Source organism: Acinetobacter sp. ACNIH2 (assembly GCF_002934965.1).
Classification (GTDB): domain Bacteria; phylum Pseudomonadota; class Gammaproteobacteria; order Pseudomonadales; family Moraxellaceae; genus Acinetobacter; species Acinetobacter tandoii.
In genome coordinates, this window is the sequence record NZ_CP026412.1 from 2,425,739 (window position 1) to 2,452,630 (window position 26,892).

General features: G+C 38.0%; 26 protein-coding genes, 1 tRNA gene, 1 pseudogene and 1 riboswitch. Of the genes and pseudogenes, 16 read left to right on the forward strand and 12 right to left on the reverse strand.

Translation table 11 applies throughout. The annotated features are described in order from the left end of the window. Positions 1 to 93 precede the first annotated feature (93 nt). The 4 genes from C3F34_RS11405 (at position 94) to groL (ending at position 3,936) form a co-directional block, all read left to right on the forward strand. Entirely contained in the window at positions 94 to 1,026 is a 933-nt protein-coding gene (locus C3F34_RS11405) for a diacylglycerol/lipid kinase family protein (RefSeq protein ID WP_016167028.1), read from the forward strand. Continuing rightward, positions 1,007 to 1,765 carry a metallophosphoesterase family protein gene (locus C3F34_RS11410; RefSeq protein ID WP_044740774.1) on the forward strand — a complete coding sequence of 253 codons (759 nt, stop codon included), beginning with the start codon at positions 1,007 to 1,009 and terminating at the stop codon, positions 1,763 to 1,765. The genes C3F34_RS11405 and C3F34_RS11410 overlap by 20 nt, the downstream gene beginning before the upstream one ends. A gap of 195 nt (positions 1,766 to 1,960) precedes the next feature. Continuing rightward, positions 1,961 to 2,251: a co-chaperone GroES gene (locus C3F34_RS11415; protein WP_016167026.1), complete on the forward strand. Its 291-nt coding sequence runs from the start codon at positions 1,961 to 1,963 to the stop codon at positions 2,249 to 2,251. 59 nt (positions 2,252 to 2,310) lie between these two features. Beyond that, a complete protein-coding gene (gene groL, locus C3F34_RS11420) occupies positions 2,311 to 3,936 on the forward strand; it encodes a chaperonin GroEL (protein WP_104441630.1) in 1,626 nt (541 codons plus the stop codon). Positions 3,937 to 4,412: 476 nt separating this feature from the next. On the opposite strand, the gene C3F34_RS11425 is transcribed toward groL, so the two are convergent. After that, complete coding sequence (locus C3F34_RS11425) at positions 4,413 to 4,787, reverse strand: diacylglycerol kinase (protein ID WP_044740773.1); 375 nt, start codon at positions 4,785 to 4,787, stop codon at positions 4,413 to 4,415. Positions 4,788 to 5,211: 424 nt separating this feature from the next. Here C3F34_RS11425 and C3F34_RS11430 point away from each other — a divergent pair, with 424 nt between their 5' ends. Then, positions 5,212 to 8,310: a multidrug efflux RND transporter permease subunit gene (locus tag C3F34_RS11430; RefSeq protein WP_104441631.1), complete on the forward strand. Its 3,099-nt coding sequence runs from the start codon at positions 5,212 to 5,214 to the stop codon at positions 8,308 to 8,310. A gap of 176 nt (positions 8,311 to 8,486) precedes the next feature. Continuing rightward, positions 8,487 to 9,074, forward strand: a complete 588-nt coding sequence (locus C3F34_RS11435; protein WP_044741226.1) for a DUF4112 domain-containing protein — start codon at positions 8,487 to 8,489, stop codon at positions 9,072 to 9,074. Positions 9,075 to 9,129: 55 nt separating this feature from the next. Here C3F34_RS11435 and htpX read toward each other — a convergent pair whose 3' ends face one another. Both htpX and C3F34_RS11445 read right to left on the reverse strand, forming a co-directional pair. Then, positions 9,130 to 10,035, reverse strand: a complete 906-nt coding sequence (htpX, locus tag C3F34_RS11440) for a protease HtpX (protein WP_016167021.1) — start codon at positions 10,033 to 10,035, stop codon at positions 9,130 to 9,132. A 130-nt stretch (positions 10,036 to 10,165) separates the two neighbouring features. After that, positions 10,166 to 11,023 (reverse strand): lytic transglycosylase domain-containing protein, encoded by an 858-nt coding sequence (locus C3F34_RS11445; RefSeq protein WP_044741227.1) that lies wholly within the window; start codon positions 11,021 to 11,023, stop codon positions 10,166 to 10,168. Positions 11,024 to 11,517: 494 nt separating this feature from the next. Between C3F34_RS11445 and ttcA the strand changes: the two genes are divergently transcribed. Together ttcA and C3F34_RS11455 are read left to right on the forward strand one after the other, a co-directional pair. Next, complete coding sequence (ttcA, locus tag C3F34_RS11450) at positions 11,518 to 12,441, forward strand: tRNA 2-thiocytidine(32) synthetase TtcA (protein WP_044741228.1); 924 nt, start codon at positions 11,518 to 11,520, stop codon at positions 12,439 to 12,441. 230 nt (positions 12,442 to 12,671) lie between these two features. Then, complete coding sequence (locus tag C3F34_RS11455; protein WP_016167018.1) at positions 12,672 to 13,055, forward strand: SCP2 sterol-binding domain-containing protein; 384 nt, start codon at positions 12,672 to 12,674, stop codon at positions 13,053 to 13,055. Positions 13,056 to 13,115: 60 nt separating this feature from the next. Here C3F34_RS11455 and C3F34_RS11460 read toward each other — a convergent pair whose 3' ends face one another. Continuing rightward, on the reverse strand, positions 13,116 to 14,228 hold the full coding sequence (locus tag C3F34_RS11460; protein ID WP_044741229.1) for a transglycosylase SLT domain-containing protein: 1,113 nt from the start codon (positions 14,226 to 14,228) through the stop codon (positions 13,116 to 13,118). Positions 14,229 to 14,594: 366 nt separating this feature from the next. On the opposite strand from C3F34_RS11460, the gene greB reads away from it, so the two are divergent. Continuing rightward, positions 14,595 to 15,086: a transcription elongation factor GreB gene (greB, locus tag C3F34_RS11465; RefSeq protein ID WP_104441632.1), complete on the forward strand. Its 492-nt coding sequence runs from the start codon at positions 14,595 to 14,597 to the stop codon at positions 15,084 to 15,086. Between the two features lie 93 nt (positions 15,087 to 15,179). Next, positions 15,180 to 15,269 (forward strand) — tRNA-Ser (locus C3F34_RS11470). 288 nt (positions 15,270 to 15,557) lie between these two features. On the opposite strand, the gene C3F34_RS11475 is transcribed toward C3F34_RS11470, so the two are convergent. After that, the gene (locus C3F34_RS11475) at positions 15,558 to 15,770 is read right to left on the reverse strand and encodes a transporter (RefSeq protein ID WP_265735177.1); all 213 of its coding nucleotides are present in this window, start codon (positions 15,768 to 15,770) and stop codon (positions 15,558 to 15,560) included. Positions 15,771 to 15,896: 126 nt separating this feature from the next. Between C3F34_RS11475 and C3F34_RS11480 the strand changes: the two genes are divergently transcribed. Together C3F34_RS11480 and C3F34_RS11485 are read left to right on the forward strand one after the other, a co-directional pair. Beyond that, the gene (locus tag C3F34_RS11480; RefSeq protein ID WP_248104271.1) at positions 15,897 to 16,145 is read left to right on the forward strand and encodes a transposase; all 249 of its coding nucleotides are present in this window, start codon (positions 15,897 to 15,899) and stop codon (positions 16,143 to 16,145) included. Between the two features lie 47 nt (positions 16,146 to 16,192). After that, the gene (locus C3F34_RS11485) at positions 16,193 to 16,678 is read left to right on the forward strand and encodes an IS630 family transposase (protein WP_104441633.1); all 486 of its coding nucleotides are present in this window, start codon (positions 16,193 to 16,195) and stop codon (positions 16,676 to 16,678) included. On the opposite strand, the gene C3F34_RS11490 is transcribed toward C3F34_RS11485, so the two are convergent. The 4 genes from C3F34_RS11490 to C3F34_RS11505 form a co-directional block, all read right to left on the reverse strand. Beyond that, a complete protein-coding gene (locus C3F34_RS11490) occupies positions 16,644 to 17,300 on the reverse strand; it encodes a transporter (RefSeq protein ID WP_104441634.1) in 657 nt (218 codons plus the stop codon). The two genes, C3F34_RS11485 and C3F34_RS11490, sit on opposite strands and share 35 nt — an antisense overlap. Before the next feature lie 103 nt (positions 17,301 to 17,403). Next, positions 17,404 to 18,585, reverse strand: coding sequence for a serine hydrolase domain-containing protein (locus C3F34_RS11495; protein ID WP_104441635.1), 1,182 nt, complete (start codon positions 18,583 to 18,585; stop codon positions 17,404 to 17,406). Between the two features lie 135 nt (positions 18,586 to 18,720). Further along, on the reverse strand, positions 18,721 to 19,728 hold the full coding sequence (locus tag C3F34_RS11500; RefSeq protein WP_087553309.1) for a helix-turn-helix domain-containing protein: 1,008 nt from the start codon (positions 19,726 to 19,728) through the stop codon (positions 18,721 to 18,723). 343 nt (positions 19,729 to 20,071) lie between these two features. Beyond that, the gene (locus C3F34_RS11505) at positions 20,072 to 20,710 is read right to left on the reverse strand and encodes a hypothetical protein (RefSeq protein WP_104441636.1); all 639 of its coding nucleotides are present in this window, start codon (positions 20,708 to 20,710) and stop codon (positions 20,072 to 20,074) included. Between the two features lie 140 nt (positions 20,711 to 20,850). Between C3F34_RS11505 and C3F34_RS11510 the strand changes: the two genes are divergently transcribed. From C3F34_RS11510 to C3F34_RS11520, 3 genes are all read left to right on the forward strand, one after another. After that, positions 20,851 to 22,551, forward strand: a complete 1,701-nt coding sequence (locus C3F34_RS11510) for a hypothetical protein (protein WP_158654354.1) — start codon at positions 20,851 to 20,853, stop codon at positions 22,549 to 22,551. Between the two features lie 260 nt (positions 22,552 to 22,811). Then, the gene (locus tag C3F34_RS11515; protein WP_228155292.1) at positions 22,812 to 23,813 is read left to right on the forward strand and encodes a YagK/YfjJ domain-containing protein; all 1,002 of its coding nucleotides are present in this window, start codon (positions 22,812 to 22,814) and stop codon (positions 23,811 to 23,813) included. A gap of 52 nt (positions 23,814 to 23,865) precedes the next feature. Further along, positions 23,866 to 24,825, forward strand: coding sequence for a hypothetical protein (locus C3F34_RS11520; protein WP_104441638.1), 960 nt, complete (start codon positions 23,866 to 23,868; stop codon positions 24,823 to 24,825). 191 nt (positions 24,826 to 25,016) lie between these two features. Here the strand turns inward: C3F34_RS11520 and ppa are convergent, their stop codons facing one another. Both ppa and crcB read right to left on the reverse strand, forming a co-directional pair. After that, positions 25,017 to 25,547 (reverse strand): inorganic diphosphatase, encoded by a 531-nt coding sequence (ppa, locus tag C3F34_RS11525; RefSeq protein ID WP_104441639.1) that lies wholly within the window; start codon positions 25,545 to 25,547, stop codon positions 25,017 to 25,019. A 25-nt stretch (positions 25,548 to 25,572) separates the two neighbouring features. After that, positions 25,573 to 25,954 (reverse strand): annotated as a pseudogene (gene crcB, locus C3F34_RS11530) (fluoride efflux transporter CrcB). A 59-nt stretch (positions 25,955 to 26,013) separates the two neighbouring features. Beyond that, positions 26,014 to 26,081, reverse strand: a riboswitch (Fluoride riboswitch). A gap of 208 nt (positions 26,082 to 26,289) precedes the next feature. Here crcB and C3F34_RS11535 point away from each other — a divergent pair. Further along, positions 26,290 to 26,544 (forward strand): helix-turn-helix transcriptional regulator, encoded by a 255-nt coding sequence (locus tag C3F34_RS11535; protein ID WP_104441640.1) that lies wholly within the window; start codon positions 26,290 to 26,292, stop codon positions 26,542 to 26,544. A 2-nt stretch (positions 26,545 to 26,546) separates the two neighbouring features. Here the strand turns inward: C3F34_RS11535 and C3F34_RS11540 are convergent, their stop codons facing one another. Continuing rightward, positions 26,547 to 26,771 carry a hypothetical protein gene (locus C3F34_RS11540; RefSeq protein ID WP_104441641.1) on the reverse strand — a complete coding sequence of 75 codons (225 nt, stop codon included), beginning with the start codon at positions 26,769 to 26,771 and terminating at the stop codon, positions 26,547 to 26,549. Between the last annotated feature and the right edge of the window lie 121 nt (positions 26,772 to 26,892).

Genomic DNA, 26,892 nt, shown 5'->3' on the forward strand with positions numbered 1-26,892 from the left:
TGGTTGTAATTTGAATTTTGCATAAAGGCATTGTTAATTGATGATAAATTGGACAAAATTAGAGCAAATACTTCATAGAAGTGAATTGCTTGCATGACTTTAAAACCTCTTTCTATTATTTACAATGCACGCTCTGGTTTTCATGCCAGCAATAAAGAACAAGTCTATGAGCAATTGCTAACATATTTCACGGAACAAGGTTTTGAAATTCAGGCTTTTGAGTTGGGTGAAAAAAAAGATTTTCCTACTTTGATGCAATCCATTATCCAGCGTCATCAATCTTCAGAGAGTATAGGTGTTATTGTTGCTGCTGGTGGTGATGGCACTTTAAATGCAGTTGCTAAAGCACTATTGGGCAGTAACATCCCTTTAGGTATTCTTCCTTTAGGGACATTCAATTATGTTGCTCGGGTTTTAAATATTCCAATCGATATTATGCAAGCGGCAGAAGTGATTGCTACAGGGCAAATACGCTCCATTCATGTGGCTAAAATTAATGACCAGATTTACTTAAATAATGCCAGTTTGGGTTTATATCCTTTATTTATTCAACGTCGTGAACTTTATAATGCCAAGTTTGGACGTTTCCCTTTACATGCCTACACTTCGGGTCTGGATGTGTTAATCCGAGATCGTAAAGAGTTGAAATTGGAGGTGGAAGTCGATGGTAAAATCTATCCTGTAAAAACGCCTTTAATCTTTTTTGGTAATAATCAACTACAGTTAGCAGAAATGAAATTGCGTATCGCCAAATGTGCAGAGCAAGGGCAGGTTGCAGGTGTCGTGGTTGCAAAAAGTGATAAATTGACCTTGTTTCGGATGTTATTACAGTTAATTCGTGGTGAATTAGAACAAGCGCCTGATGTGTATAGTTTTGCCGCAGATGATGTCAAAGTCTTTTCGCGACGCGAAAAATTAACGGTTGCACTTGATGGTGAAATTGTAGAAATGCGTCCACCATTACATATCACTGTACAAAAAAATGCAGTCAACATAATGGTGCCCTATGTTGTTACATCTGTCTGATTTGCATTTTGGTACGGAGCGCCCCGAATGTCTTACGGCAATTCAGCAGTTTTGTCGTGAACAACGACCTGAACTAGTGGTAGTGAGTGGGGATCTTACTCAGCGTGCACGTTATAGGGAATTTTTTCACTGTAAACAATTTCTCGACAGCTTGAATTGCCCTTATTTGGTCGTGCCAGGTAACCATGATATTCCGCTGTACCATTTATGGGACCGTATTTTTAATCCCTTTACCCGTTACCAATTGTTTTTTGGCAATATGGAAATGACCTTGGAAACTGAGCATTTTTATGTGATTGGCGTGAACAGTATTCGTCGACGTTACCATACGCGTGGGCATATTTCTTTAGAACAAATTCAACAGATTGATCAAATTTTAAAACATGCACCTCAACAAAAAATAAAAATTATTGCAGCACATCAGCCTTTTTATACCCCGCCTGATGATCCGCATGGTATTAAAGATTGTCCTGTACTTGGACGTATGGCACTAGATGTTTGGAGTAAAAGTGGTTTAAAGGCACTGCTGCATGGGCATTTACACCAATCGGCTGTATTCGATTTAAATTGTTTATACCATTTGGGGGTTGAGCATCCTGTGCTTGATATTCATGCAGGAACAGCAACGTCTTATCGTTTACATCATGCTTTAAGTAATAGTTTTAATGTGATTAATGCGCAGGCCGATGTTCGACATTATCAATTTAGCCTTCAAGATTTAGAATTTGTATTGGTATAAATTGCTGAATTAATCGACGAATCATTCATGTTGCCCAAAAAAAATACAAAAAAGATGCTTTTTTTTTAAAGCAGCCCTTGAAGCGTTCTTTTCCATCCCCACAAAAGTGTCATCTAAATTCATTTTGATGATGACCAAAGGAATAAATAAGTCGTCATCAGTCATCTTAATAGACTTAGTCTGATGGAGTTATTTATGAGCAACATTCGTCCATTACATGACCGTGTAGTTATTCGTCGTGTTGAAGAAGAAACGAAAACCGCTGGCGGTATTTTATTGCCAGGTTCTGCAGCAGAAAAACCAGCACAAGGTGAAATTATTGCTGTAGGTAATGGTCAAATTACGGACAACGGTGTTCGCGCTTTAGATGTAAAAGTTGGCGATAAAGTATTGTTCGGTACTTATGCAGGTACAACTGTAAAAGTACAAGGTGAAGAACTTCTTATCATGAAAGAGTCTGACATTTTAGCTGTATTAGAAGGCTAATTCTGTCCTTACTCGTTCAATATCAGATTGGTAAAGATTAAAAATTTCGGAGTCTATAAATGTCAGCTAAAGATGTAAAATTTGGTGATTCAGCTCGCGCAAAAATGATTGCAGGCGTTAACGTTCTTGCAGATGCTGTAAAAGTTACTTTAGGCCCTAAAGGTCGTAACGTTGTTATCGACCGTTCTTTCGGTGCACCGCACATCACTAAAGATGGTGTTACTGTTGCAAAAGAAATTTCACTTAAAGACAAGTTTGAAAACATGGGTGCTCAACTTGTTCGTGAAGTGTCTTCAAAAACTAATGACATAGCAGGTGACGGTACAACAACTGCAACTGTACTTGCTCAAGCAATCTTAAATGAAGGGATCAAATCTGTAACAGCAGGTATGAACCCAATGGATCTTAAACGTGGTATCGACCTTGCAGTTAAAGCATTGGTTGCTGAAATTAAAGCAACTGCAAAACCTGCATCTGATACGAAAGCGATTGAGCAAGTAGGTTCGATCTCTGCAAACTCTGATGAAACAGTAGGTAAATTGATTGCACAAGCAATGGAACGCGTTGGTAAAGAAGGCGTAATCACTGTTGAAGAAGGTTCAGGCTTTGAAGATGCGCTTGACGTTGTAGAAGGTATGCAGTTTGACCGTGGTTACATCTCTCCATACTTTGCAAACAAACAAGATACATTAACTGCTGAATTGGAAAATCCGTTCATCTTGTTGGTTGATAAGAAAATCAGCAACATCCGTGAATTGATTACTGTTTTAGAAGCAGTTGCTAAAACTGGCAAACCGCTTTTAATCATCGCTGAAGATGTTGAAGGTGAGGCGTTAGCTACTCTTGTTGTGAACAACATGCGCGGCATTATTAAAGTATGTGCGGTTAAAGCGCCTGGCTTTGGTGACCGTCGTAAAGCAATGCTTCAAGACATCGCAATCTTAACTGGTGCGACAGTGATTTCTGAAGAAGTAGGCATGTCTTTAGAGCAAGCTTCTCTTCAAGATTTAGGTACTGCACACAAAATCACGGTTTCTAAAGAAAATACTGTGATTGTAGATGGTGCTGGTGATGCTGCTCAAATCGCTGAGCGTGTTCAACAAATCCGTGCACAAATTGAAGAATCTACGTCTGAATACGACAAAGAAAAACTTCAAGAACGCGTTGCTAAATTAGCTGGCGGTGTGGCTGTAATCAAAATTGGTGCAGCAACTGAAGTTGAAATGAAAGAGAAGAAAGACCGTGTTGACGATGCATTACATGCAACGCGTGCTGCGGTTGAAGAAGGTGTAGTTGCTGGTGGTGGTGTTGCACTTGTACGTGCTGCAACTGCGCTTGATGGTGTAACTGGCGCGAATGATGACCAAAACGTGGGTATCAACATTCTTCGTCGTGCAATTGAAGCACCACTTCGTCAAATTGTTGCAAATGCGGGTGATGAACCTTCAGTTGTGATTAACGCGGTGAAAAATGGCGAAGGTAACTTCGGTTACAACGCCGCAACTTCTGAGTATGGCGACATGCTAGAAATGGGTATCCTTGATCCTGCAAAAGTAACACGTTCTGCACTTGAACATGCTGCTTCTGTTGCTGGTCTAATGCTCACAACTGAATGCATGATCACAGATATTCCAGAAGACAAACCTGCGATGCCTGATATGGGTGGTATGGGCGGCATGATGTAATTATCAGTCCAAACTGACCCATTTAAAAAAATCCTCACTTCATGTGGGGATTTTTTATTTTTGCCGCTACTATTTAAGTATAAAAAGATTTAAAAGTCATAAAAAACAGAATGTTAAAATATTATATGGAGAGTTTTATCGTACTATTTTCTATGCTTCACTGAGAATGTAGCATCCTTAGCTAGTAGAATAAGAAGGAGTTGTATTTTTAATTGAGTCACATTGGTTGTATCAAGTGATGAGTGCTTTTTAAAGCACGACAATTAGCTTACATAACATGAAATCAAAATTTGCGAGCTATTTGTTAATCAATACAAGCTAGAGGTAATTGCCATAGCATGTTCACTGATACTTATTACAGTTCAGCAGGGACATATATCAAAATTTCTACCTAAAGTGCTTGTTTAAGTTAAGTCGAGCTATTTCTCTTATTGGCAAGCTTGCGCCAGATTATGAGGAGATGTCTTAAGTGAAGATTAAGCCAGTAAAATAAGTGACCAAGTGATGGCAATTATGCTTAAGGCAACAAATTGTGCTGCGCTACCCATGTCCTTGGCATTTTTAGAAAGCGGATGTCGTTCTAAAGAAACACGATCGACAATAGCTTCCAAAGCTGAATTGAAAAGTTCGACAATAATTGCTAACAAACAAACGGCGATAAGAATAGCTTGCTCACTACGGCTCACATTAAGAAAAAATGTGACTGGAATTAAAACAAGATTGATATAAATAATTTGCCGAAAAGCAGCTTCATGTTGAAAAGCGGCTTTAAAGCCAGCGATAGAATAGCTGGTTGCATTAAAGATTCGTTTAAAACCAGTTTTACCTTTAAGTGGAGAGTATTCGCTCATGATGGATTAAGTCGTTTGAGATAAGTTAAGAATAGCGGCAATATATTAAAGAGGGCTTAAAATACCACGCTCTAACTTGTAAAGTTTAACATGGATTTTCCACATGCAAATGAGCCAAAAGTGGCAATTCAATTTAGACAATGATGTTGTTTTTTTAATTTGAGAAGAACCTTTAAAAAAAGTAAGTAAAGTTGCATTTGAAGAAATATCAACCTACAGAATCAGAAGGTTGGCTCTCGTCCTCGTAGATAAATTTGAGAGGGATTGAATATGACCTCTTCACAATTCCTCCATAATTGAACAATAAATCCGTAACTATGTTAATAATGATTGTGTTTTAAAGTTGAGTCATTGAATATCAACATAAATTTGCTAGTTTTTCGAATCTTCCTTTTTACTTCTTCTTGATAAGTGGCGCAGACCTATGTTGTCTAAGTTTTTTATACAACGTCCCATTTTCGCGGGTGTACTTGCAATTATTGTGATGGCTTTGGGGCTTTTTGCCGTTCTAAATTTGCCAGTAGAACGTTATCCCGATATTGCGCCACCAAGAATTACTGTAAGTGCAAGTTATACTGGTGCTTCCGCTGAAACCGTGGAAGAAAGCGTTACACAAATTTTAGAACAACAAATCAAAGGGATCGATCACCTTTTATATTTTAGCTCCAGCAGTGATTCTTCTGGGCGTAGCCGAATTAGCATCAGTTTTGAAAATGGTACAGACCCAGACACGGCGCAGGTACAAGTTCAGAATGCAATTAATGGTGTCGTCAGCCGATTACCAGAAGATGTACAGCGCCAAGGCGTAAATGTCTATAAATCACTGGGGGATACCCATATGGTGATTGGTTTGTACGATGCTTCAGGTCGTAGTGACAATATTGAGTTGTCTGATTATATGATGACTCATTTGGAACAAGATATTGCCCGTATTGAAGGGGTAGGTGAGGTCGATGTATTTGGTTCGCAATATGCGATGCGTATTTGGCTCAATCCTACAAAATTAAAGCAATATAATTTAATGCCATCAGACATTAGGACAGCAATAGAGGCGCAGAATACTCAAGTGGCCGCTGGGGGGATTGGTGATTTACCTACAGTTGAAAATCAATATCTAAATGCTAAAGTCACATCTGGATCACGCCTCAAAATGGTGTCTGAATTTGAGCAGATCATTGTGAAATCAAACCGTGATGGTAGTTTTGTCTATTTAAAAGATGTGGCGCGCATTGAGCTTGGTGCGGAAAACTATCAATCCTTTAACACCATCAATGGTTTTGCATCAGCGGGGATGGGGATTTCGTTGTCTTCTGGGGCAAATGCCCTAGCAACTTCTGCATTGATTAAGACCGAAGTTGAGCATTTATCCAGTAAATTACCTGCGGGCTATAAAATTGTTTATCCGCGAGATAATACACCCTTTGTACAAGAGTCGATTAAGGAAGTTGTCAAAACGCTGTTTGAGGCAGTCATTTTGGTAGTGATTGTCATGTTCCTGTTTTTACAGAATTGGCGCGCTACTTTAATTCCCACCATTACTGTACCCGTAGTGATTTTGGGCACTATGGCAATTCTGTATGTTTTAGGCATGAGCATTAATACCTTAACCCTATTTGCATTGGTTTTAGCCATCGGGTTATTGGTTGATGATGCGATTGTAGTGGTTGAAAATGTAGAGCGTCTGATGCATGAACAGCATTTATCTGCCAAGGATGCTGCTGTTGAATCCATGCAGGAAATTAGTGGCGCTTTAATTGGGATTACTTTGGTACTTACCGCAGTCTTTATTCCGATGGCATTTTTTGGTGGGTCAACTGGGGTAATTTACCGTCAGTTTTCCATCACTTTAGTGGCTGCTATCGGGCTTTCCTTAATAGTGGCTTTGGTGTTAACGCCAGCCCTATGTGCTTTAATTTTGCAATCTAGCAATAAGCAAAAAAAATGGGCGGTGTGGTTCAATGAAAAGTTAGACCAGTTAAAAACACACTATCTTAAACTCGCGCAATTGACCATAAACCATAAACGCATCAGTTTGGTGATATTTACTGCGTTAATCGCTGTATTTGCCTTGTTTTATCGTGCTTTGCCCACCAGTTTTATTCCGAGTGAAGATCAGGGCATATTAAGTGTGCAATTTGAGCTGATTAATGGCGCACCGCTGTCCAAAAGTCGCGAAGTTGGTGAGGAAATTCGACAGTATTTCTTGAGTCAAGAAAAAGACAATGTCAATTTGGTGATGGTGCGTTATGGGCGTAATTACTCTGGAACGGGACAGAATTTAGGGCAAGGTTTCATTGCCTTGAAACATTGGCACGAACGTAGTGGTCAACACAATTCAGCTCAAGCAATTCGTGAACGCGCAATCAAACATTTCCGTCAGAATCGGAATGCCAAAATTATGGTGAATATGCCTTCATCTGTGAGTGGGCTAGGTCAGACGGATGGTTTGGAGTTCTGGATTCGAGATATTAATGGCAATGGACGTCAATTCTTAGATTCAGAGTTTAAAAAGTTACAAACTGCCGCGGAACAATATAAGAGCTTTGAAAATCTGGATAACAAGGCGAACCCTGATAAAGCTGAATTACAAGTCAAAATTGATCAAAAACAAGCATTGGCTCTAGGTTTATCTCAGTCTGCGATTAATAGTATCTTATCGGCAGCATGGGGCGGTTCTTATGTGAATGATTTCATTGATCGTGGGCGGGTTAAACGTGTGATGATGCAGGGGGATGCCGAATATAGATCAAAACCTGAAGATTTACAGCAATGGTATGTTCGTAATGATACCAATCAGATGGTGTCATTTGCCAATTTTGCCAACGTGAATTGGGGCGGTGGGCCAGAAGTCGTGAAACGCTTTATGGGCTATACCGCTTTAGAGATGGAAGCAGATACGGCCAAGAATGTTAGCTCTGGTGTCGCTATGGGCGATATTCAGAAACTGGTGGAACAGCAGCCTGATATTGACTTGGCATGGAGTGGACTTTCATTTGAAGAACAAAAATCCAGTCATCAGGCTTTATGGCTATATTTAATTTCGATTGGTTTTATCTTTTTATGTTTGGCTGCGCTGTATGAGAGCTGGACGATTCCCACTGCGGTGATGAGTGCTATTCCTTTAGGCATTGGAGGAAATATTCTCTTTAGCTATTTTGTGGGCTTTCCAAATGACATTTATTTCCAGATCGCCTTACTCACCACGATTGGTCTGTCCTGTAAAAATGCCATTCTGATTGTGGAATTTGCTTCTATCGCACAAACACGTGGTCTTACCATCATTCAAGCAGCTATGGAAGGGGCGAGTTTGCGCTTACGCCCGATTTTGATGACTTCTTTGGCTTTTGGTGCTGGGGTTATTCCTTTGGTGTTTGCTTTTGGTGCTGGGGCGGCAAGTCGTCAAGAAATCGGTATTAGTGTCTTAGGCGGTGTGATTTTCGGGACAGTCTTGGTACTGATTTTTATCCCCTTTATGTATGTGTTGATTCGCTCCATGTTTGGAAATAAACAACAGCAGTTATAGTTCTTTATGCTGCTGATCGTTTTCTGTATAGGACAATCCATATTTATACTGAAAAGCATTGAGATCAATGAACAGCGGTTATTCAGTTTGCTGGAATATTGAATAACCCTTTGTTACTTTTTTAAAGATCAAAATGATCTAAGCTGTAGATAAATCAACATCCTATCGACATGCATATGCCTCCACAGCCATCAGCTACAAAAAAAACACCGCAAGAAGTCATTCGTTTAGAGCGTGATTTAGCGAAATATGCCAATTTGATGGATTCACTGATTCGAATTCCATTTACCAAACAAGGCGTAGGTGCAGATGCTGCATTGGGGACTATTCCCGTGGCTGGGGATGTCGCAGGTTTTGCATTAACCTGTTATGCAGTGTATAAAGCCAAGCAGATTGGTGTACCACAACATAAATTAAATGTAGTGTATAAACTGGCAGTAATGGACTTGGTAGTGGGGTTTATTCCTATAGCAGGAACCTTATTTGATATTTTTATTCGTCCAAGCCGAAAAGCACTCGATGTCGTACATGAGCATATTCGGGACGAATATCAGATCAGCGACACGACGCATGTAATTCATCCATATTTACATGAAAAGTTAGAACAGAAACAGCAACATTCAGCCTTTTGGCGTCAGCCTGTAATTGCGTGGTTATGGCTACATATTCCAGATTTGATTGGTTTGGTAGTGATAGTTTTGCTGCTTGTTGCCTCTTGGTATGGATTTACTGCGGTATGGTCTTGGTATCAAAACTGGTCTTAAACCGATTAATCTAATAAAAAAGCCTCCATATTGGAGGCTTTTTGAATCTTTAAACTTATGCGCAGTCTAACTGTTGTAAGGCTGCTACACGTTGTTCAATTGATGGGTGAGTTTGGAATAAGGCTGCTAAGCTAAAACCTTGTTCTTTACCTTCCGCAATAGAGAACGCTTTCATTTCTTTTGGCATTTGATCAGGAAGCTCTGATTCTGCTTGAAGACGTAATAGGGCAGAAATCATGGCTTGTTTACCTGCTAAACGTGCACCTGCTTCATCGGCACGATATTCACGGTAGCGTGAGAACCACATCACGATGGCAGAAGCTAAAATACCAAAGACGATGTCGAGAACAATTGTAATACCGAAGTAAGCTAAGCCAGGTGCTTCACCATCTTCACGACCGAAAACATTACGGTCAATGAAATCACCTACAACACGAGCAAAGAACATAACAAAGGCGTTGACGACACCTTGAATCAATGCAAGCGTGACCATATCACCATTAGCAACGTGACCAATTTCGTGAGCCAGTACTGCACGTAATTCATCTTTGTTCATGCGCTCAAGTAGACCTGTTGAAACAGCAACGAGCGCATCATTTTTATTCCAACCTGTTGCAAAGGCATTCGATTGGTAAGATGGGAAAATACCTACTTCTGGCATATTAATACCAGCGCGTTGAGACAATTCCGCAACTGTTTGTAGCAACCAAACTTCTGCTTGGCTACGTGGAGCATTAGGGTCAATAAGTTCAGTGCCAGTTGTTTTTTTCGCCATCCATTTCGACATGAACAGAGACACTAAAGAGCCAACCATACCAAACACGAAACAGACGACTAAAAGGTTGCCTAGATTCAAGCCACCCGCGCCATGGTAACTACCGACACCGAAGAGTGACAAAATAATGCCAGCTACAACCAGTACCGCGAGGTTGGTTAGCAAGAACAAACCAATCCGCATCATTGAGAAAATCCTCTTAATATAGAAATATAATCTGATTTATAACTTATAAATCATAAGGATCAATATGCGGTGAATATTGCAAAAATTCAAGGAAAAAACGTGATTCGTCGTTAAAAATAACATTTTTCTATTAATAGATTCGCGCAGATGCCGAAGCATGTTCTGTCGAATAAGTCCCAGAACGCGGTGCATCTGTATAACTACCATCGGCTGCAATGATGATCTGACGTTGACTACTTCTGGATGAAGGATTTGGAATGGATTCAGCCTGTGCTGATGGAGCATTGTAACTTACAGACTGGGCGACGATTTTCCCTGAGCTACTCCCACTGCTAATGAGACCACCTGAATACAGATTGCTATAACGGCTGCTCACACGGCGCACATAGTCTTGGGTTTCTTTAAATGGGGGGATACCGCCATATTTGTCGACATTGCCTTCACCCGCATTATAAGCAGCCAAAGCCAAAGAAGTATTACCATTGAAGCGCTTTAATAACCAGCTTAAATATTTTGCACCCCCCATAATATTTTGCTGAGGGTCATAAGCATTAGAGACATTAAAACGTTTTGCTGTTGCAGGCATCAGTTGCATTAAGCCCAATGCACCAACAGGAGATCGAGCATTCACATTAAAACCAGATTCAGTATGCATTACGGCTTTAATCAAACCTTCTGAAACGCCATGCGTTTGAGCGGCTTGGCGAATCATGCTATCAAACGCATTTCGATTGCGGCTGTAGCTAGGCAATACGGAAGCTTCTGAGTTTCCCCAGTTGCTGTAACTGTGCATATTACTGTCGGGATAATAGGTTTTTTTTTCGACTTTCAAATGACTATATTTACTTTTTTTATTGGTGAGCAGGGTCGTACCATTTGAATCGGTCAGTTGATAAATGGTTTCGCCAGCCATGCAGGCAGGACTTATGAGTAAGACTGATGCACAGCCAAGAAGGTAAGCTTGAACGTTATGCCATTTATTTTTCATTTTTTATCAATTTTTCTGTCCCCAAACAGTCAAGTTAAGTTTAGCAAAAAATACTTAGATAAAAAGCGCTACTGAATTTTATTTTTCATGACTTCGTAAAAATCAAGCTTAATTGCGGAGTTAATAATCAAAAAAAAATTTAATTTATTTTTAATCGGGATTGCTTGACTATGATAAGTTGCTGATATTTATATAAAATAAAATTGATCAAAAAATGATCAATTTAAATAGAAGCCTTAAACTATGGGAAGAATCACCTGTCAAGTGTTTTGAAATCCACAAAGTTATCCACAGCTTTTGTGGACAACTGTGGAAAAGTCCAAAAGATAAGCATTTGGGATAAAAAATGAACTGCAACGTTCAAATTTACCCTTTTTCTAATAAGGAAAAATGACAATAAGATTTGGTCATGAGAATTTACATTCTTTAGATGCGATTGCCTGACGAATCATATAAAATTGCGCGGTATTTTTATTTATGGGTTAATCGTGCCTATGTACTCGCCAGTTGAGTCCGAACAAGGGTTTAATTTCAAGCCAGAACTCCCAACCAGCTCTGCCTACTATCGTTTGTTAAAAAAACTTCGCCGCCAAGTGGGGCATGCTATTCGTGATTTTAAAATGATCGAAGATGGCGATAAGGTCATGGTCTGCATTTCTGGTGGTAAAGACAGTTATACCTTGCTGGATATCTTATTGCAGTTTAAACGTATTGCCCCGATTAACTTTGATGTGGTTGCTGTTAACCTCGACCAAAAACAACCTGGTTTCCCTGAAGATGTACTACCACGTTATTTAGAAGAAAATAACATTCCATACTATATTTTGGAAAAAGACACTTACAGCATCACTAAAAAGTTAACCCCAGAAGGCAAAACTTACTGTGCGGTGTGTTCGCGTTTACGCCGTGGCTCTTTGTATGGCTTTGCACAAGAGATTGGTGCAACCAAAGTGGCACTAGGGCATCACCGTGATGATATCTTAGCGACGTTTTTTCTAAACTTGTTCCATGGCGGCAGCTTAAAAGCAATGCCACCAAAATTGTTATCTACAGATAAGAAGAATATGTTGATTCGTCCACTGGCTTATGTGGAAGAGAAAGACATTATTAAATATGCGGAAATGCGTAAATTCCCAATTATTCCGTGTAACTTGTGTGGTTCGCAGGAAAACTTACAGCGTGCCATTATTAATGACATGTTGCGTGCATGGGACAAAGAGCATCCAAAGCGCTTACACAGTATTTTTGGTGCATTACAGAACGTTTCACCATCTCAGTTAGCCGATCGTGAATTGTTTGATTTTGAAGTGCTGGATTCGCAACGTGAATTCGACTTCAAAGGCGAAAGTTGTTCGACTGAAGCTGAATCTGGAAACAAACGTATTAATATGGTGAATCTTGGCTTCGCTGTAGAGTAATTTTGTCATTTAGGCCAATGCAAAACACCAATCTATGATTGGTGTTTTTTTTATGTGAATGATTTTGATAAGTTTTGTATAAGAAATATAAAATATGAACGGTACGTGCAAAAAACTTTAGGCACATATCGGATATACATGCTATAACAATCAGCAAGCGTATTTTAGCTTCACAATGATGTCGTCTGGATAGGTGACACAAAATGAACAAATAAATTTGAGGAAACATCATGCCGGCCTTTTTAACTGATGATTGGTTTTCAACTGTAGAAACTTTGACTGCGCAAGCAGGGGATTTGAATTTGCCACCTGCTTTGGCAAATTTGGCCATTAACTTGGTGGTGACAGATACAAGTGGTAATACCGAATTGGCGTTAGATGGCGGCAAAATCTTGAAAGGTTTGTCTTCAAATGCCAAAACTACACTCAATATGGACGCAGAAACTTTACGTAAAGTTTTTCTAGAGTTTGATATGGCTGCTGCAATGCAAGCATTCATGACTGGAAAAATTAAAGTGCAAGGAGACATGTCTCAGTTGATGGCGTTACAAACTGCTAAACCAAGCCAAGAGCAAAAAGATTTATTTAAGAAAGTACTTGAGCACACCGCTTAAGATTTTTCAAAAAAAGCTTACCCTAGGGTAAGCTTTTTTTTTGCTTCAATTAATGACTATTTATATATTCACCAGTTGAGGCGTATTTTTGATGTATTCCAAATAAGAACGAATACGCGTGACATATTGTACGGCTTGGCGATAGCGACCATTTTGGGCTTTATTACCATCTAAATAACTATATAGGTTCACCCAGTTATTCGGATCTTTGCCTTGAGCACTGATACGCTTCTGAATCTGATCTACGGCTCCTGGTCCCATGTTATAAGCAACCAAGGCATACCAGTTACGATCTGGATAAGGAACTTCCTCAAACTTGCTCAGCATCAGGTCGTAGTACTTTGCACCACCCTGAATACTTTGTGCAGGATCGGTACGATTACTAACACCCATCGCTTTGGCTGTGCTGTTGGTCAGCATCATAATGCCACGTACACCTGTGGGCGAAATTGAATCGGGTTTTAAGTATGATTCTTGATAGCCAATAGCTGCTAAGAAATGCCAATCCAGGTCGTATTTCTCAGCAGTGCGCTGAAAACTGGCCTTATAAATCGGCATACGTTTAGTGAGGTCACGTTCAATAGAATCCCAGGACTCGGCTTGCACGACATTACGATTATAAAAAGAAGCCAATTGGCTGATCGAACCTGATTGTTTGCCTTGGCAAACAAAGCCACTCGCGGTTTGTGTCAGAGGGTCATCAGCATGTTTAAATACCCAATTCAATTGTGTATTTAAGCCATTTTTCTGTAGGCTATATAAGTCACCACAGGTAGCTGAAAACGAGGTCAGTTTTTTACTTTCAATGTTTTGAATGCTTGAGGTAGTGATAGCAAAGTTCACTTTACCTTGATCAACCAATTTTAATGCCGTGGCATTATCAGGAACTGTAGTAAACACCAGTTCAACATTCATACTGTCAGCATAATTACGTGCAAGGTCATAACCAAAGCCATGTAAATACTGCCCATCTTTAAAAACAGTCGATGGATTTTCTACACCAACCACTGTGAGTTTGTTGTTATTGACAACAGCGTCATATTGGTAAGCCTTGCTTGCGTTAATCGTATGAAAAGGAATTAAGGCGGCGGTGAGTGCTAAGGCTTTTAAAGGGAGAGAGAAAGTTAATGAGTTAAGGCTAAGCCTCGACCCAGAAGATGAACTACTGTGCATGTTGTCTCCGCTACAAGTAATTTATGCCCAAAAAATCCAAAGCAAACGAGGCCTTAAACTTTTACAAGTTTGATAAATTCAATAAGGGGTGGGCAGTCATGGACGTCATTCAAAATGACATGGGAAAAAATGAAATTATGCAGTAAAAAACCACATAGGTTAAAAAGTACACTAAACAAAAGATGAAGGCATAATAAAGTCGGAAATTTAGATTGTCAAATTCAGTATAAAAAATAGTGAAAAAATGTAACATAACTATCTAATTTAATTAATAAATTATTTTTATACCCTTTTGTTGTGGTGAAAATGAGCATAAAATAGCTTAAAAATGTATCTATTTCGTATCTTGAAAAGTCAATTTGCAATATGAAATCTAACTTAATTACACGTTCTGGGCACGATAAATTGGTGGCCGAACTTCAGCATTTATGGCGTGAAGAACGTCCAGAAATTACCAAAAAAGTGAACTGGGCAGCGAGTCTTGGTGATCGTAGTGAAAATGCTGACTACCAGTATAATAAACAGCTGTTAAGAAAAATTGACCGTCGTGTCCGTTACCTCGGAAAACGGTTAGAAGAGTTAAGAATTGTTGATTTTGCTCCTGAGCAAGAAGGCAAAGTTTACTTTGGTGCATGGGTAGAAATTGAAAATGAACAAGGTGAGCGAAAACAACTGCGCATAGTCGGTGTTGATGAAATTTATGATCATCATCCGCAACATATTTCCATAGATTCACCTATGGCACGTGCATTACTTTCAAAACAAGTGGATGATGAGGTTGAAGTCATGACTCCCTCTGGGAAAAAGACGTGGTATATCAATACAATCCACTATGAAAAGCCAGAAATCATGCTTTAATCAGATGTTTTGATTTTATTTTGTGCAATTGAATAGAAAAATATGCAAAAGTATTTGCCAAGGTAGAAAAATATTTATATGATAGCCGCCATTGGAAGCGTGGCAGAGCGGTTTAATGCACCGGTCTTGAAAACCGACGAGGGTGTGAGTCCTCCGTGAGTTCGAATCTCACCGCTTCCGCCAAATTTTGAATTAAGCCCTTGTATTTGCAAGGGCTTTTTTCTTGCCTGTACTATTGTCCCACATAAAAACCCACATAAAATTTTGGATTGGAATATACCGAAATAGACTTTATTGGATAAAGATTGTGGGGGGAGTCTAATGAGTTTCTAATAAGAAGGGCTGAAAATAAACTGACAGACACAATAAAAAATAGTTTAATCCTTTGGATTTTATTTAATTCAGACTTCAGATAAACTTAAGTTAAATGGAATGGTTGATACTAGCAAAAAGCTAGTATCAATTTTGATATTAAAATACTTTCATAAGTCTAAGGTTGATACGATTGTTCTCTTTAAAGCCATTTTCCACCTTGAGATCACGACCATAATTTAAAATAACTTGTGTTGTTGCTGAAGGTGAAATTCCAGTACCAATCCAAAATTTAGTTTGTTTATTTGAATCTATCGTTACACCATCTTGTTTTGTATCTCCAGCATCACTGTATGAGAATCCAGCACGCAAATCAGCAATATCAGTTAAACGATATCTGGCATTATAGCCAAATCCTAAAAACTATAGAACAATAGAGATATGGGATATTCAAAAGATTTTAAAGATAAAGTCATAGAAATTATGATTCGAGACGAAATGTCTGTGCGAAAAGCAGCACAGCATTTTAACATCTGTATACAGACGATTCAGAACTGGAAAAAGTCCACTACAAACAAACCTATTCCTGGCCGTCCAGCTAAAATTAGCAGAGAGCAAATATTGAAGGATGTTGAACAATATCCTGATGATTATCAGTATGAGCGAGCTGAACGTTTAGGAGTAAGCACTCATGCGGTATTTAATGCGTTACATGCCGCAGGAATATCGCGTAAAAAAAGACGTTAAAGCATCCTAAAGCAGATCAAAATCAACGTCAGCAATTTCAAAATCTCATAGAGTGTTTAGAAGGGAAATTGCCTCTGATTTACATAGATGAAAGTGGTTTTCAAAGTGAAAGTACCAGAACTCATAGTTATAGCCTTCAAGGAACACGTGCTGAAGGTGAATTTAACTGGCAGTTGAAGAATTGGAGTAATGCGATCGGTGCAATCATTGAAAATAGATTGTTGACAGTTGGTGTGTTTAATTGTTCTGTGAATACAGAAGTATTTGAATGTTGGATTGAACAGGATTTATTACCTAAGTTGAAAGAAAGCAGTGTTTTGATTATGGACAATGCGACCTTTCACAAAGGGAAAAGACTTCAGGAGTTGATACGTTGTGCAGGCCATTACATTGTGTGGCTTCCTAAATATAGTCCAGATTTAAATCCAATAGAAAATATGTGGTCACGAGTCAAGGCGATTCGAACTAAGTTTAGAGTTAAAGATATTGATAAATTATTTAAAGATTACTGTAATGATTTATTTGGTATTTAGCTATAGTCTGAACTTGAAAGCCTAAATCTTGTTTTAAGCTTCCATTTATAAAATCATCATTCTTACCATAAATTGTAAAATCTCCAGCGATATCCCAGTTTAGACGATCTATAAGCTGGGTTGTATAAGCCCCTTGAACAGTTAGTTTGACTCTATTCTCACCGAGATTCAAATCATCATATTTTGAATATTTTCCTGTTGGCAAATAGAGATAGGGGGTAATACCAAATGTCGATTTTTTATCTTTATCATGATAAATAAAGAAAGTATTTGCTAAAATAATATCGCCTAAACCACTGCTACTTCCTAAAGAAGCGATATCTTTTCCAGCATCTAGACGTCCAAATGGCACTAGAATTTGAGGTGCGATGTGAAGCCCAGCAACATCCATATAGTGTACATAACGTGCAATACCAATATCAGACTTGAGTTCTACACTATCTGATACTCGATTATTTCCATTATAAAGAGAATCTCTCGAAGCGTGTTGGTAGTAGAGCATAGCTAAATTTGTGCCACTAGGTGCATAGTCATAATCGCCAGCATCTAGATCTATTGCATATACATTTTGTAGAAATAACAATCCAAGAAGGCTGGTTGCCAATGTATGTATTTTTTTCATAACGATTCCTTGTCGGACACCAAAATTATGATGTTATTGACTGAGTAAATTCAATTAGCATGATGACCTAAGCCAGATTTTGGCTTAGGAATAATTTGAATTTTTAATGATTTAGAGAATTGACAGCTTTTTCAAAAGCAAGGAATCCGTTATAGGCTGTAGGATCGACAAATGGGAGTGTCTGAGTTGCCCAATACCCGCCAATATTGTTTTTAATATCAATCCAATAATAGAGATTTGCTAAACCACACCAACCGATTGTACCTGCTGGACGTCCTGAGTCTGTCACTTGTTCATTGACCATAAAACCAAGTGTCCATCCTTTTTCAGCTTCAGGATAGATATTGACGTCATTGGACAAAGTAGGAATTGAGCCTGGTAAATTTTTCATGGCAATATCTGCCAAGCCATTATTAAGAGCCAGTTCAAGAGTGCTTTCTTGTAGTAAACGGTGACCGTTGACTTCGCCACGATTTAGCCAAAGACGAATAAATTTTAAATAATCACTGACAGTAGAATAAAGACCATGCCCACCCATATGTACTTCTGGCTCTTGCGGCAATATGAAATCAGTGTCGGCAATTAGGCTGCCATCTGCTTGACGATGATGCATACTCGCACGACGTTCAAGCATAGAGGGTGTTAAGGTAAAAGCAGTGTCATTCATTTCTAAAGGGTTAAAAATTTGTTCCTGCATAAGTTGACCAAGGCGTTTGCCACCAACTTTTTCTGTCACTAATCCAGCCCAATCAATATTTGAACCGTATTCCCATTGTGTTCCTGGTTCAAACAATAAAGGCGTTTTTAAAGATGCTTTTGATGAAGTGATGACACTTGGGTAACCATGTTCAGAAGTTAGCTTTTGATATTCAGGATTAAAAAAATCATATCCCATACCAGCCGTATGTAATAACAGCATTCGAGTAGTTACATCTATTTTTGGGGCTTGAAGAATTGGTTTTCCTTGAGGATCAAAGCCATGAAGAACCTGAAGTTGACCGATTTCAGGAATATACTCTTTAGCAGGGGCGTCTAAATCAAGTAGTCCCTTTTCGTATTGTTGCAAAGCCACAGTCGTTGTAATTGCTTTCGTTGTCGAAAAAATTGCGAATACACTATCATCCGTCATTGCTGTATGTGTTGAAATATCCCGCTCACCTGCATGATTTAAATACAGGGTTTCATCTCTATTTGTAACCCCTGCGACAACTCCTGCAACAGGATGACTGCTGTTAACAACCTGATCTAAGATAGGATCAAGGATTTGCTGTAATTGCTGTTTCATGAAGAAACACTCCATTCCATTTGAGTTATTACTTAATCGATGTCATATGACAACATCTTTAGTCTAAAAAGGAATGTTTCAACGGCTCTACCGCAAATAGGCAAGCTTTATCGAAAAACGGCAATTATTTGATAATCAATATCTATTTTTTAATGTCTGTGAGGGTAATTCATTGTATATCTGATAATAGTTACGAGCAAAGTCACCTAAATTGAGATAACCACAAGCCAAAGCAATTTCAGTTACTGTCTGTTCTGGTGATGCTTCTAATAATTCTTGTCTTACTAAAGTCATACGCATATTTCGCATAACTTGGGCTGGGCTAGACTGTCGATATTTTTTAAAACCACTGGATAAGCTCCGAATACTGATTCCAATTGCTTGTGCAATTTCAGCAATGGTAGGGCTATAACGTAGATTTTCACGCATATATTGCTCAGCGCGTTCGATAAATTTAGGTGTGATCCATGTTTTTTGATTTAAATCTATATTTGCTCGGATCGACCATTCATTGAGAATATGCAGACCAATCATTTGTTGTAAATGTTCACCTGCTTTCTTTTTTAATTGTGCTAAAGGAATTTCCGAAATACTTTTACTTAGATAGGTCAGTAATGATAGCCAGCTTGAATCACTCCCCCCGAAAAAAGTTTTAAACTGCCACATGTGAATAGGGGCTTCATGCCCAAAATTTGCAACGACCAAACGGGCTAATACATCATGTGGAATGGTCAAATTCAACTGTAAATGTTGTGGATCGAAGTGCACAGCATAATCATCTGTTTGGCTACAATCGACAATAAAAGACTCGCCGATGTTGGTTGTCTGCCAATTATTTGGGGAAATCGCATGATTTCCATGCCCCTCGATTGTGGTCAGAAGAATAATATGACCTTTATCTTGATTCCATTGATCAAGATAAACGGGAATGCCATATTTAAAACGAGTGACAATCATATCTGCTACAGATACCGAATGCATACTTGAGTTTGGCAATAGTCCCTTACCTACAGGTTGTGCATTGTAGGGCATATAGACTTGATCTGACCAATTTTTAATTTCATCCCAGTCTATTGAGGTATTTTTATGCGCCTGAGGAATGTATCCTCCTCGGCAATCTTGAATTAAGCTATCTTGTAACATCACAACAACTCCATGTTATGAAAAAAGTAACTCTCCCACCTAAATTTTTAGGTTGCTACTTTTTGTTCTACTCTAGACATATCTAATGTCACTGAAACTAACGTAAAACATCTTATGTGAAATGCCATGCGCTAATTTAATATGAAAGAAACAACCTGTCTATGACAGGTTGTTTCTTATGCTGCTTTAACCTTTTTTAATTCAAACTATTCAATGATTTGAGTCTTAAGGCTCAAAATGTTACGGATGTTTTACATAAGAAATTTGCCTTCAATTCAAATGATCATTAACCATGCAGGAAACTCCAAGATCTACTCATAGAGATCATTAACAAAGAGATTAGTTAAGATGGAGAGGTTTCTGTGAGTTGAAAGTTTTCTCCATCAATACCATGTTCTTTGCAAAGATTTTCATAATGTTCTTTTGCGGATGATTCTTTTAAAAGTTTTTGTTTTAATTCAAAAACTTCAGTTTTGAGCTGTTGGATTTCTAAAAGATTTTTATTGATTTCTTCATTAAGAATTTGAAGTTTGATTATTTTTGTATCTACTTTTGCTTTAGATTTGTTGTAAGCCATGGAATTAGTATATGCATTAATTACATGTTCAATGACTATTTCTTCTTTTGCCCAGCCATTCTCATTTTTGAGATATTGAATTCGAGCTGATAGTTCTTTCTCAAAATGATACTGCTTTTTAACTTTATTTTTGTCGTTGTCATTTTTCTTAAAAGTGCGAAATTTGGCTTTTAATTTTTCATAACAGCTGGGAGTGACTTGGATTGACAAACCATTATTCAGTCTTCCTCTGTCAAAATTGCCTGACTGAAAATGAGGATAGATATTGATATTAGGTATGTAGCCTTGATGGGATGTTATAACAACAAGACCTCTCGGATTTTCCGATTCCTTTTTCAGAAATTCAGCTTTAAGTAGGCTGTCTTCTAAACACCAATCTTTTAAATAAATTTGAGGGCGTCCCATTTTTTAGCTCCAATTGTTGTATCTGATAAGGCGATCTTAAATCATTAAATTGATGGTTAAATCGATATCTAATTATTTATGTTAATAAACATTATATATTAAATTAAAGTAATGGTTATTAATCACTAATAGTTGTTTTTATGAAAAATCCCGAAAAATTGCTAAATAGACAAGGGGAACTAAGGGCAATATCTATATTTATGCTAAGGCATATGGAAATTACTTTATCGCCGATTGATCGAATTATTTTTCTAAGATTATTGGTCTGTTATGGTGGTCGGAAAATTTCAATAGTTGACTTAAAAGCTCTAGCTGATGGAGTAAAGGTCAATTGGTTAACATTGAAAAAATCATTAGATGTATTGGTTGAAAAAGGATTATGTGAGTGGGCAGAAGAAAAAGTTATAAAGTTGAATAAAGTACTACTACCGAGACAAGTAGGTTATCGATGGAGCTGGAAACCATCTGATCAGTTGAGTATTGCTTTAGATAAAGCAAAAGAGGGTGATCAACCTGCGGTAGAGTTAAAAGAGAATAAATCGGCTAAACAAAGTATAAAAAAAATGAGGTTTAAAAAAACTGCTTCTGAGCTTGTCGCTAGTTATCCACGATATGATTTTTTGGAAATTTTATTTTGCTTAATGTTTGATGTCAAAATTAGCCATAAACAAAAAAATGCTGACGAGTTGTTGGAACTCAATTATAAGCAGTGGCTTGTTTTAGTGAACATGGTGCTGTCTAGTGACACTAATGGAATCATTTTTGATGTCGGAACGTATGAATTATCTAAATGGACTGGAATGAGCCGTAATGCATTGCAGCGAGCAATTGCTGATTTATTTGATATGGGAATTCTTCGCTCCAAACTAGATGGAACATTGAACAATAATTTACTTAATTCAGTTGCTCCTGTGTATTGCTTAAATCTTTCAGCTGCCATTTGGGGTGAAAAGCGGATATTTGGGCATTATTACTTTTTGAAATTCCCTAATGAATATACATCTGTCGTAGAACAAGCATTTAATTTTATTCAATATCTGGCTGCACTGGATCAAGCAAAAAAAGCATCATCTTCTTGCAATAGTATTGTGTATGAACTTGCCAAAGTATTCGATGAAGTTATTGATCAAACTATTCAAAGTAAACTGGGTAATGCGATTCGAGAGGAATTCAATTTTGTGAGCAAATCTGAAGAGAATTTTGGTCAGTATATACAACTTGTGATACCCCGCTTTCGTATGGGGAAATCATTATTGAATACGGATCAAGCGAATGTTGCTCGAATTGATTTTTTACTCAACTATTCTATTCAGTTAATGATTTCCAATTTAGGCCAGGCAGAAATATGGCTAAGCTCGCCAATGCCAATGTCTTTGATAGGGCGGTTTGATCAGTATTTAACTAAAATTAGATTACCTGAAGTTAATACAAATGTTAAATCTAACAAAGGAAATAGCCAGAAAACCCAAATGTCTTTGAAAAAGCAGCTCGTTGAAGAATCAAGAGCAAAAATCTTATTTGCCATTTGCCAAGCATTATTCCGTAGTGAAATGAAGCCTTTCATTAAAGAGGTACGCAAGTTGGAGAATTCAAAAGTTTACTTTGATCATGCAGTATTACCATTACAAAATTCGGACCTCTGTGACCGAGTTTATTTTTGTCGTTATGATGCTGAAGAGATAAAGCAGAAAAAGGAACAAGATGCCTTTCATATGCTTGAGTTTGAGCAAATATCAGTTGATCCTGTAGAGTATGCGCTTAACTGCAAAGAGTTGAATTTAAGCTTAGAGGATCAGAAGCGGTATGGGCTGTTCAATCCTAAAAATAACAATAAAAGCTAATTTCTGCCTTAACTCTCGTAAATGGATATTTGAGTAAAAATGCATGAATGCAGTGAGAGCGAAAAGTACACTACCTTATATACACGTCAGTTTTGTTACCCTTGGCCTGCAGACTAAGTCGGTAAATAATATTATTAATTAACTAATTATAAATCTATTCACTCATACAGATCATAGATATCTACAAAGTAGATCACGTATACATAATAAATAACTCTTCCTCCTTAGTTATGCATCAAACATAACTAAGGAATATCGACATGTTGCAATACGATCTCTCTCATCAAGCTGCTGTAATGACCGCAGTGAATAACTTTGTCGATTACCAACTGAACGATGGTTTTAACCTGACAGACTTCATTGCCCATCTTTGTGTATTGATTCCTGCATTTCAGGTTTTTGACCAAGAGAGTACTGAGTGCTGTACTTTGGTTGGTGCGTTTAAAGACGTGGTGCAATTAGTTGAAGCACATCGAGGTGATTTAGGGATTGAAGAATATTTGATACAGTTATCATCTATAGAGATATCCAACTTACAGATTCAGTTACGAAGTCATAGGTCACAGCACTTGGCTCAGATTCGTTTGTTTAAACAGCAAGAGGAAGAGAATCAAGACCGCTTTTTAGAATATGTGCAGAGGATTCTTAACGATCATTATAAGGTTTTGGTTGTGCGTGTTGATTTGGGGTATTTGAAAGAGCTTATGCCGAATATTACGGTGCAGGATTTCTATAGCCAGATGGAGTCAATGCGTCATCTATTGAAAGACAAGAATGGCTGTTTTAAGCATTTATTAGGTTATGGGTTAGCATTAGAGCAGGGTGCAACAAAAGGCTACCATGCGCATCTGATGCTGATCTACAACGGTTCTGAGCGTTGTCAGGACTGGTACTTGGCTAATGAAGTGATTCAGAAGTGGCATGAGATAACTCAGAATATGGGATATGGCATAAACAGCCATACCCCCGAAAAGAAAAAACAATACGCTGATCGAGGCTTATTGGGGATAGGCATGATTCATCGCAATCAGCCTTTAGAAATACAGAATGCTTTGAATGTAGCCCGTTATCTTACTCAGCCTGAAAAGTTCATGCAGAGGATGTTGATTAAGCCATTGGGTAAAAGAACTTTCTTTAAAGGCATTTACCACGAGCATGGGCGTAAGTATAAGAACAATCATCCAACATCAGCAGAAGCAGGAATTTGGTCTGAACAAGATGTAGATGACTTATTGGATGAGCCAGTGGTCATTCAACTGTAAAAAAATATGGAGTGGACAGTTCTATGAAAAATTTCACTTCATAGGACGATCCATGGACATTACCCACATTGAACATCAGACTGCACCACGTTTAGAGCAGGATATACACCGCTTTTTTACCCAAGTGCGATTTGGTTCACCCATCCCGCCCATGACACATGATGAATATATTCAGAAAATCATTGAACAAACGGCTCAAGTATTACTAGAGTACTTTCGAGAGTGGAATGAGCTGATGTTTCATCATCGAGATTCAGATTGTAGTTTTTGGGTGACACAATTCAGAAACGCCTATTTTACTGTGTTGCAGCAAATCGACTCACGTCAGCATTATTTTAATCCAACTGCCAAACATACTGCAAAATGGCTGGCGGAGCATGTATTAAATAAACTGAAACAGTTATTTGCAACTACGGGTTTTCATGAGGCTTTACATCAAAGTAATGAGCAATACGAGAAGAGAGTTGATCATTTGCGTGAGCTTTATTCAGAAGTCAGCAAATTGAGTGTAGATGCGCCTGATTTAAAGTTCTATCTGAGTTATCCAGTGGGTACTGAACTGTTGCAATCAGTCGATCAAGTGATTCAATCATTTCGGGCATTTGAAAAGAAGCTAACATCCTTACCTTGGTTCCGTGCACAAGTCATATTTAGCTATTACCACTTAATTCGCGATAGTACTCGAAACTGTTACGTGATTAGATTTTACCTTACCTTTCAAAGAGTCTTTTACTCCAATGAGATTGATTATTCAGTTGATCTATTAAGACTGTGGCAGGATGCTACTCATGGCATGGGTATTTTATTGCAAATTCCAGATGAAGAAACACAGCATTCAAATGGCAATCCATTCGGATTTGACCCAGATGGGCTTTTTAACTTTCCTGAGCCTAAAAACCCATTGGATGATCTTGGTGACTTGCCGGATACGGTGACGAGTGTAAATGAACAGATGAATAAGATCTGCATCGTAACACGTGGCTTTAAAATCTTTAATGGCAAGAAATGGTGATTCTAATCCCATTAAAGTAAATCGAAATAGAGCGCCCCCTGTATCCAATCCAATGGATACGGTGGGCTTTTGCGTCAAACGACACATAAAATGCCATTGGTATAATAATCTTAGTTCTTGTAACGAACCATAATGACATCATGCAACGATTTAGCCGATGTCATTATGAGTGTAAAATGACTAAAATTGTGTCATTTTTCAATATATGCTTGGATAGATTTTAAAATTTCATATCTAGCTTCTTCGATGTTTCCCCAGCCATTAAATTTCATCCATTTACCGTCTTCTAAATCCTTATAGTGTTCAAAAAAGTGTTTCATTTGCTCTAATTGTAGCTGGGGAAGATCATTGAGATCTTTAACGTTGCTGTAGATTGGGGTCAGTTTAGAATGCGGCACTGCAATTATCTTTGCATCAATACCTGCTTCATCTTCCATGTACATAACACCGATAGGTCTGCTACGGATTACAGAGCCAACTGCAACTGCATGGGGAGCAATTACGAATACATCCAATGGATCACCATCTTCGCTTAATGTTTGAGGGATATAACCGTAATTAGAGGGATAAGACATAGCTGTACTTAAGAAGCGATCAACCAATAAGGCATCATACTCTTTATTTACTTCATATTTGATTGGTTTTGCATTTGCAGGAATTTCAATGATGCTATAAAAATCATCTGGAGGATTAATGCCTACTTTTACACTTTTAAAACTCATAATTTTACCTTTTGATATTTGCTTATTAATGGTTTGAACATAATTGGTAGGTGAATATTCCTAGCAAGGTGAATATCAATGAACCAATGACATGAATAGCTATTGTTGAAATAGCATACTCAAATTTTGAAGTTTGTAATAATTCAACAACTTCTATTGAAAAAGTTGAAAAGGTTGTTAAAGCACCACAGAAACCTGTCACAACAAATAATTTAAAATGGGGGGCTTATAGAACTATTTGAAAAAAATGATACAGCTAACCCGATGATAAAAGCACCGATTAAGTTAACTAAAACTGTTCCAAAGGGAATGTTTTCAAAGGCACTATTAAATTTCAGACTTATGCCCCAACGAAGCCAGGCACCAAGTATCGAACCAAAAGCAATAGATAGAAGGGATAAATACATAGATAGAGGCGCTCCAAATAAAAGTAGAGCGCATACCTACGCACTCTACTTGGGACGAGAGTTACGTAGGCATCATTAGCCAGAATTGGCGGTTTGTAGAAGGAGGAATACCATCTCCTTATAATGGAGATTTTAAAACTATTTTCTAAAAGATCAATAGCACATAATATTAAAAAAGCCCACTCATACTTTAATGGGCTTTTTTATTACAATTTATGTGTTGCTTAATGACATTTTATGCATCGCGTGATGCTTTGAAGCGTACATATTTTTTTACGGTGATGGACATGATATGTGCAGAACGCACGCCTTCATACCACATAGGAGTCCATCAGATGAATGCGCTAAATTCACAAACATTTCAGATCAATCAAATCTTAAACATCAAGCAATTGGTTGAAATCACCGGATTGAGTCGTGCCACAATTTATTCACTGCTAGATCCTAAATCCAAGTATTACGATGCCAGCTTTCCTCAGCAGATTAATTTAACCAGCAATCGAGTCGGTTGGATTGCACATGAGGTCAATGCATGGATTGCTCAAAAGATCAGTGAACGTAGCATGATCATAAATGGAGATAAAATATAAAGCTATGGATGAAATTGTTGCCCCATCAGTTGTAATGCCAGTGCATAAGCAAAATCAGGAGAAATTGATTCTGCAATGAAGAATGCCTGAGGTGGGGTAAAGTCTAAGACTTGTTTGTAATAAAGGGTTTCTTTACCAGTTTGTTTATCAATGAATTGGAACTCATTCTGCGAATGTGAATATTCGAGCCCATACAGTGGGCCTCCAATACACTTTAATCGCTGCATGCACAGATTCCTTTAATAACACTGAGTGCCATTATAATTGAGTCGCAACATCTATCTGCGTTAATTTTAATATTGGTAAACTACACATCAGAATAGAACACTATTATTTTAGGCATATCAA

Excerpts from the sequence above, each read along its gene's own strand:
- C3F34_RS11405 (WP_016167028.1), top strand. The coding sequence starts at position 94 with ATGACTTTAAAACCTCTTTCTATTATTTACAATGCACGCTCTGGTTTT.
- C3F34_RS11410 (WP_044740774.1), top strand. The coding sequence starts at position 1,007 with ATGTTGTTACATCTGTCTGATTTGCATTTTGGTACGGAGCGCCCCGAA.
- C3F34_RS11415 (WP_016167026.1), top strand. The coding sequence starts at position 1,961 with ATGAGCAACATTCGTCCATTACATGACCGTGTAGTTATTCGTCGTGTT.
- groL (WP_104441630.1), top strand. The coding sequence starts at position 2,311 with ATGTCAGCTAAAGATGTAAAATTTGGTGATTCAGCTCGCGCAAAAATG.
- C3F34_RS11425 (WP_044740773.1), bottom strand. The coding sequence starts at position 4,787 with ATGAGCGAATACTCTCCACTTAAAGGTAAAACTGGTTTTAAACGAATC.
- C3F34_RS11430 (WP_104441631.1), top strand. The coding sequence starts at position 5,212 with ATGTTGTCTAAGTTTTTTATACAACGTCCCATTTTCGCGGGTGTACTT.
- C3F34_RS11435 (WP_044741226.1), top strand. The coding sequence starts at position 8,487 with ATGCCTCCACAGCCATCAGCTACAAAAAAAACACCGCAAGAAGTCATT.
- htpX (WP_016167021.1), bottom strand. The coding sequence starts at position 10,035 with ATGATGCGGATTGGTTTGTTCTTGCTAACCAACCTCGCGGTACTGGTT.
- C3F34_RS11445 (WP_044741227.1), bottom strand. The coding sequence starts at position 11,023 with ATGAAAAATAAATGGCATAACGTTCAAGCTTACCTTCTTGGCTGTGCA.
- ttcA (WP_044741228.1), top strand. The coding sequence starts at position 11,518 with ATGTACTCGCCAGTTGAGTCCGAACAAGGGTTTAATTTCAAGCCAGAA.
- C3F34_RS11455 (WP_016167018.1), top strand. The coding sequence starts at position 12,672 with ATGCCGGCCTTTTTAACTGATGATTGGTTTTCAACTGTAGAAACTTTG.
- C3F34_RS11460 (WP_044741229.1), bottom strand. The coding sequence starts at position 14,228 with ATGCACAGTAGTTCATCTTCTGGGTCGAGGCTTAGCCTTAACTCATTA.
- greB (WP_104441632.1), top strand. The coding sequence starts at position 14,595 with ATGAAATCTAACTTAATTACACGTTCTGGGCACGATAAATTGGTGGCC.
- C3F34_RS11480 (WP_248104271.1), top strand. The coding sequence starts at position 15,897 with ATGTCTGTGCGAAAAGCAGCACAGCATTTTAACATCTGTATACAGACG.
- C3F34_RS11490 (WP_104441634.1), bottom strand. The coding sequence starts at position 17,300 with ATGAAAAAAATACATACATTGGCAACCAGCCTTCTTGGATTGTTATTT.
- C3F34_RS11495 (WP_104441635.1), bottom strand. The coding sequence starts at position 18,585 with ATGAAACAGCAATTACAGCAAATCCTTGATCCTATCTTAGATCAGGTT.
- C3F34_RS11500 (WP_087553309.1), bottom strand. The coding sequence starts at position 19,728 with ATGTTACAAGATAGCTTAATTCAAGATTGCCGAGGAGGATACATTCCT.
- C3F34_RS11505 (WP_104441636.1), bottom strand. The coding sequence starts at position 20,710 with ATGGGACGCCCTCAAATTTATTTAAAAGATTGGTGTTTAGAAGACAGC.
- C3F34_RS11510 (WP_158654354.1), top strand. The coding sequence starts at position 20,851 with ATGAAAAATCCCGAAAAATTGCTAAATAGACAAGGGGAACTAAGGGCA.
- C3F34_RS11515 (WP_228155292.1), top strand. The coding sequence starts at position 22,812 with ATGTTGCAATACGATCTCTCTCATCAAGCTGCTGTAATGACCGCAGTG.
- C3F34_RS11520 (WP_104441638.1), top strand. The coding sequence starts at position 23,866 with ATGGACATTACCCACATTGAACATCAGACTGCACCACGTTTAGAGCAG.
- ppa (WP_104441639.1), bottom strand. The coding sequence starts at position 25,547 with ATGAGTTTTAAAAGTGTAAAAGTAGGCATTAATCCTCCAGATGATTTT.
- C3F34_RS11535 (WP_104441640.1), top strand. The coding sequence starts at position 26,290 with ATGAATGCGCTAAATTCACAAACATTTCAGATCAATCAAATCTTAAAC.
- C3F34_RS11540 (WP_104441641.1), bottom strand. The coding sequence starts at position 26,771 with ATGCAGCGATTAAAGTGTATTGGAGGCCCACTGTATGGGCTCGAATAT.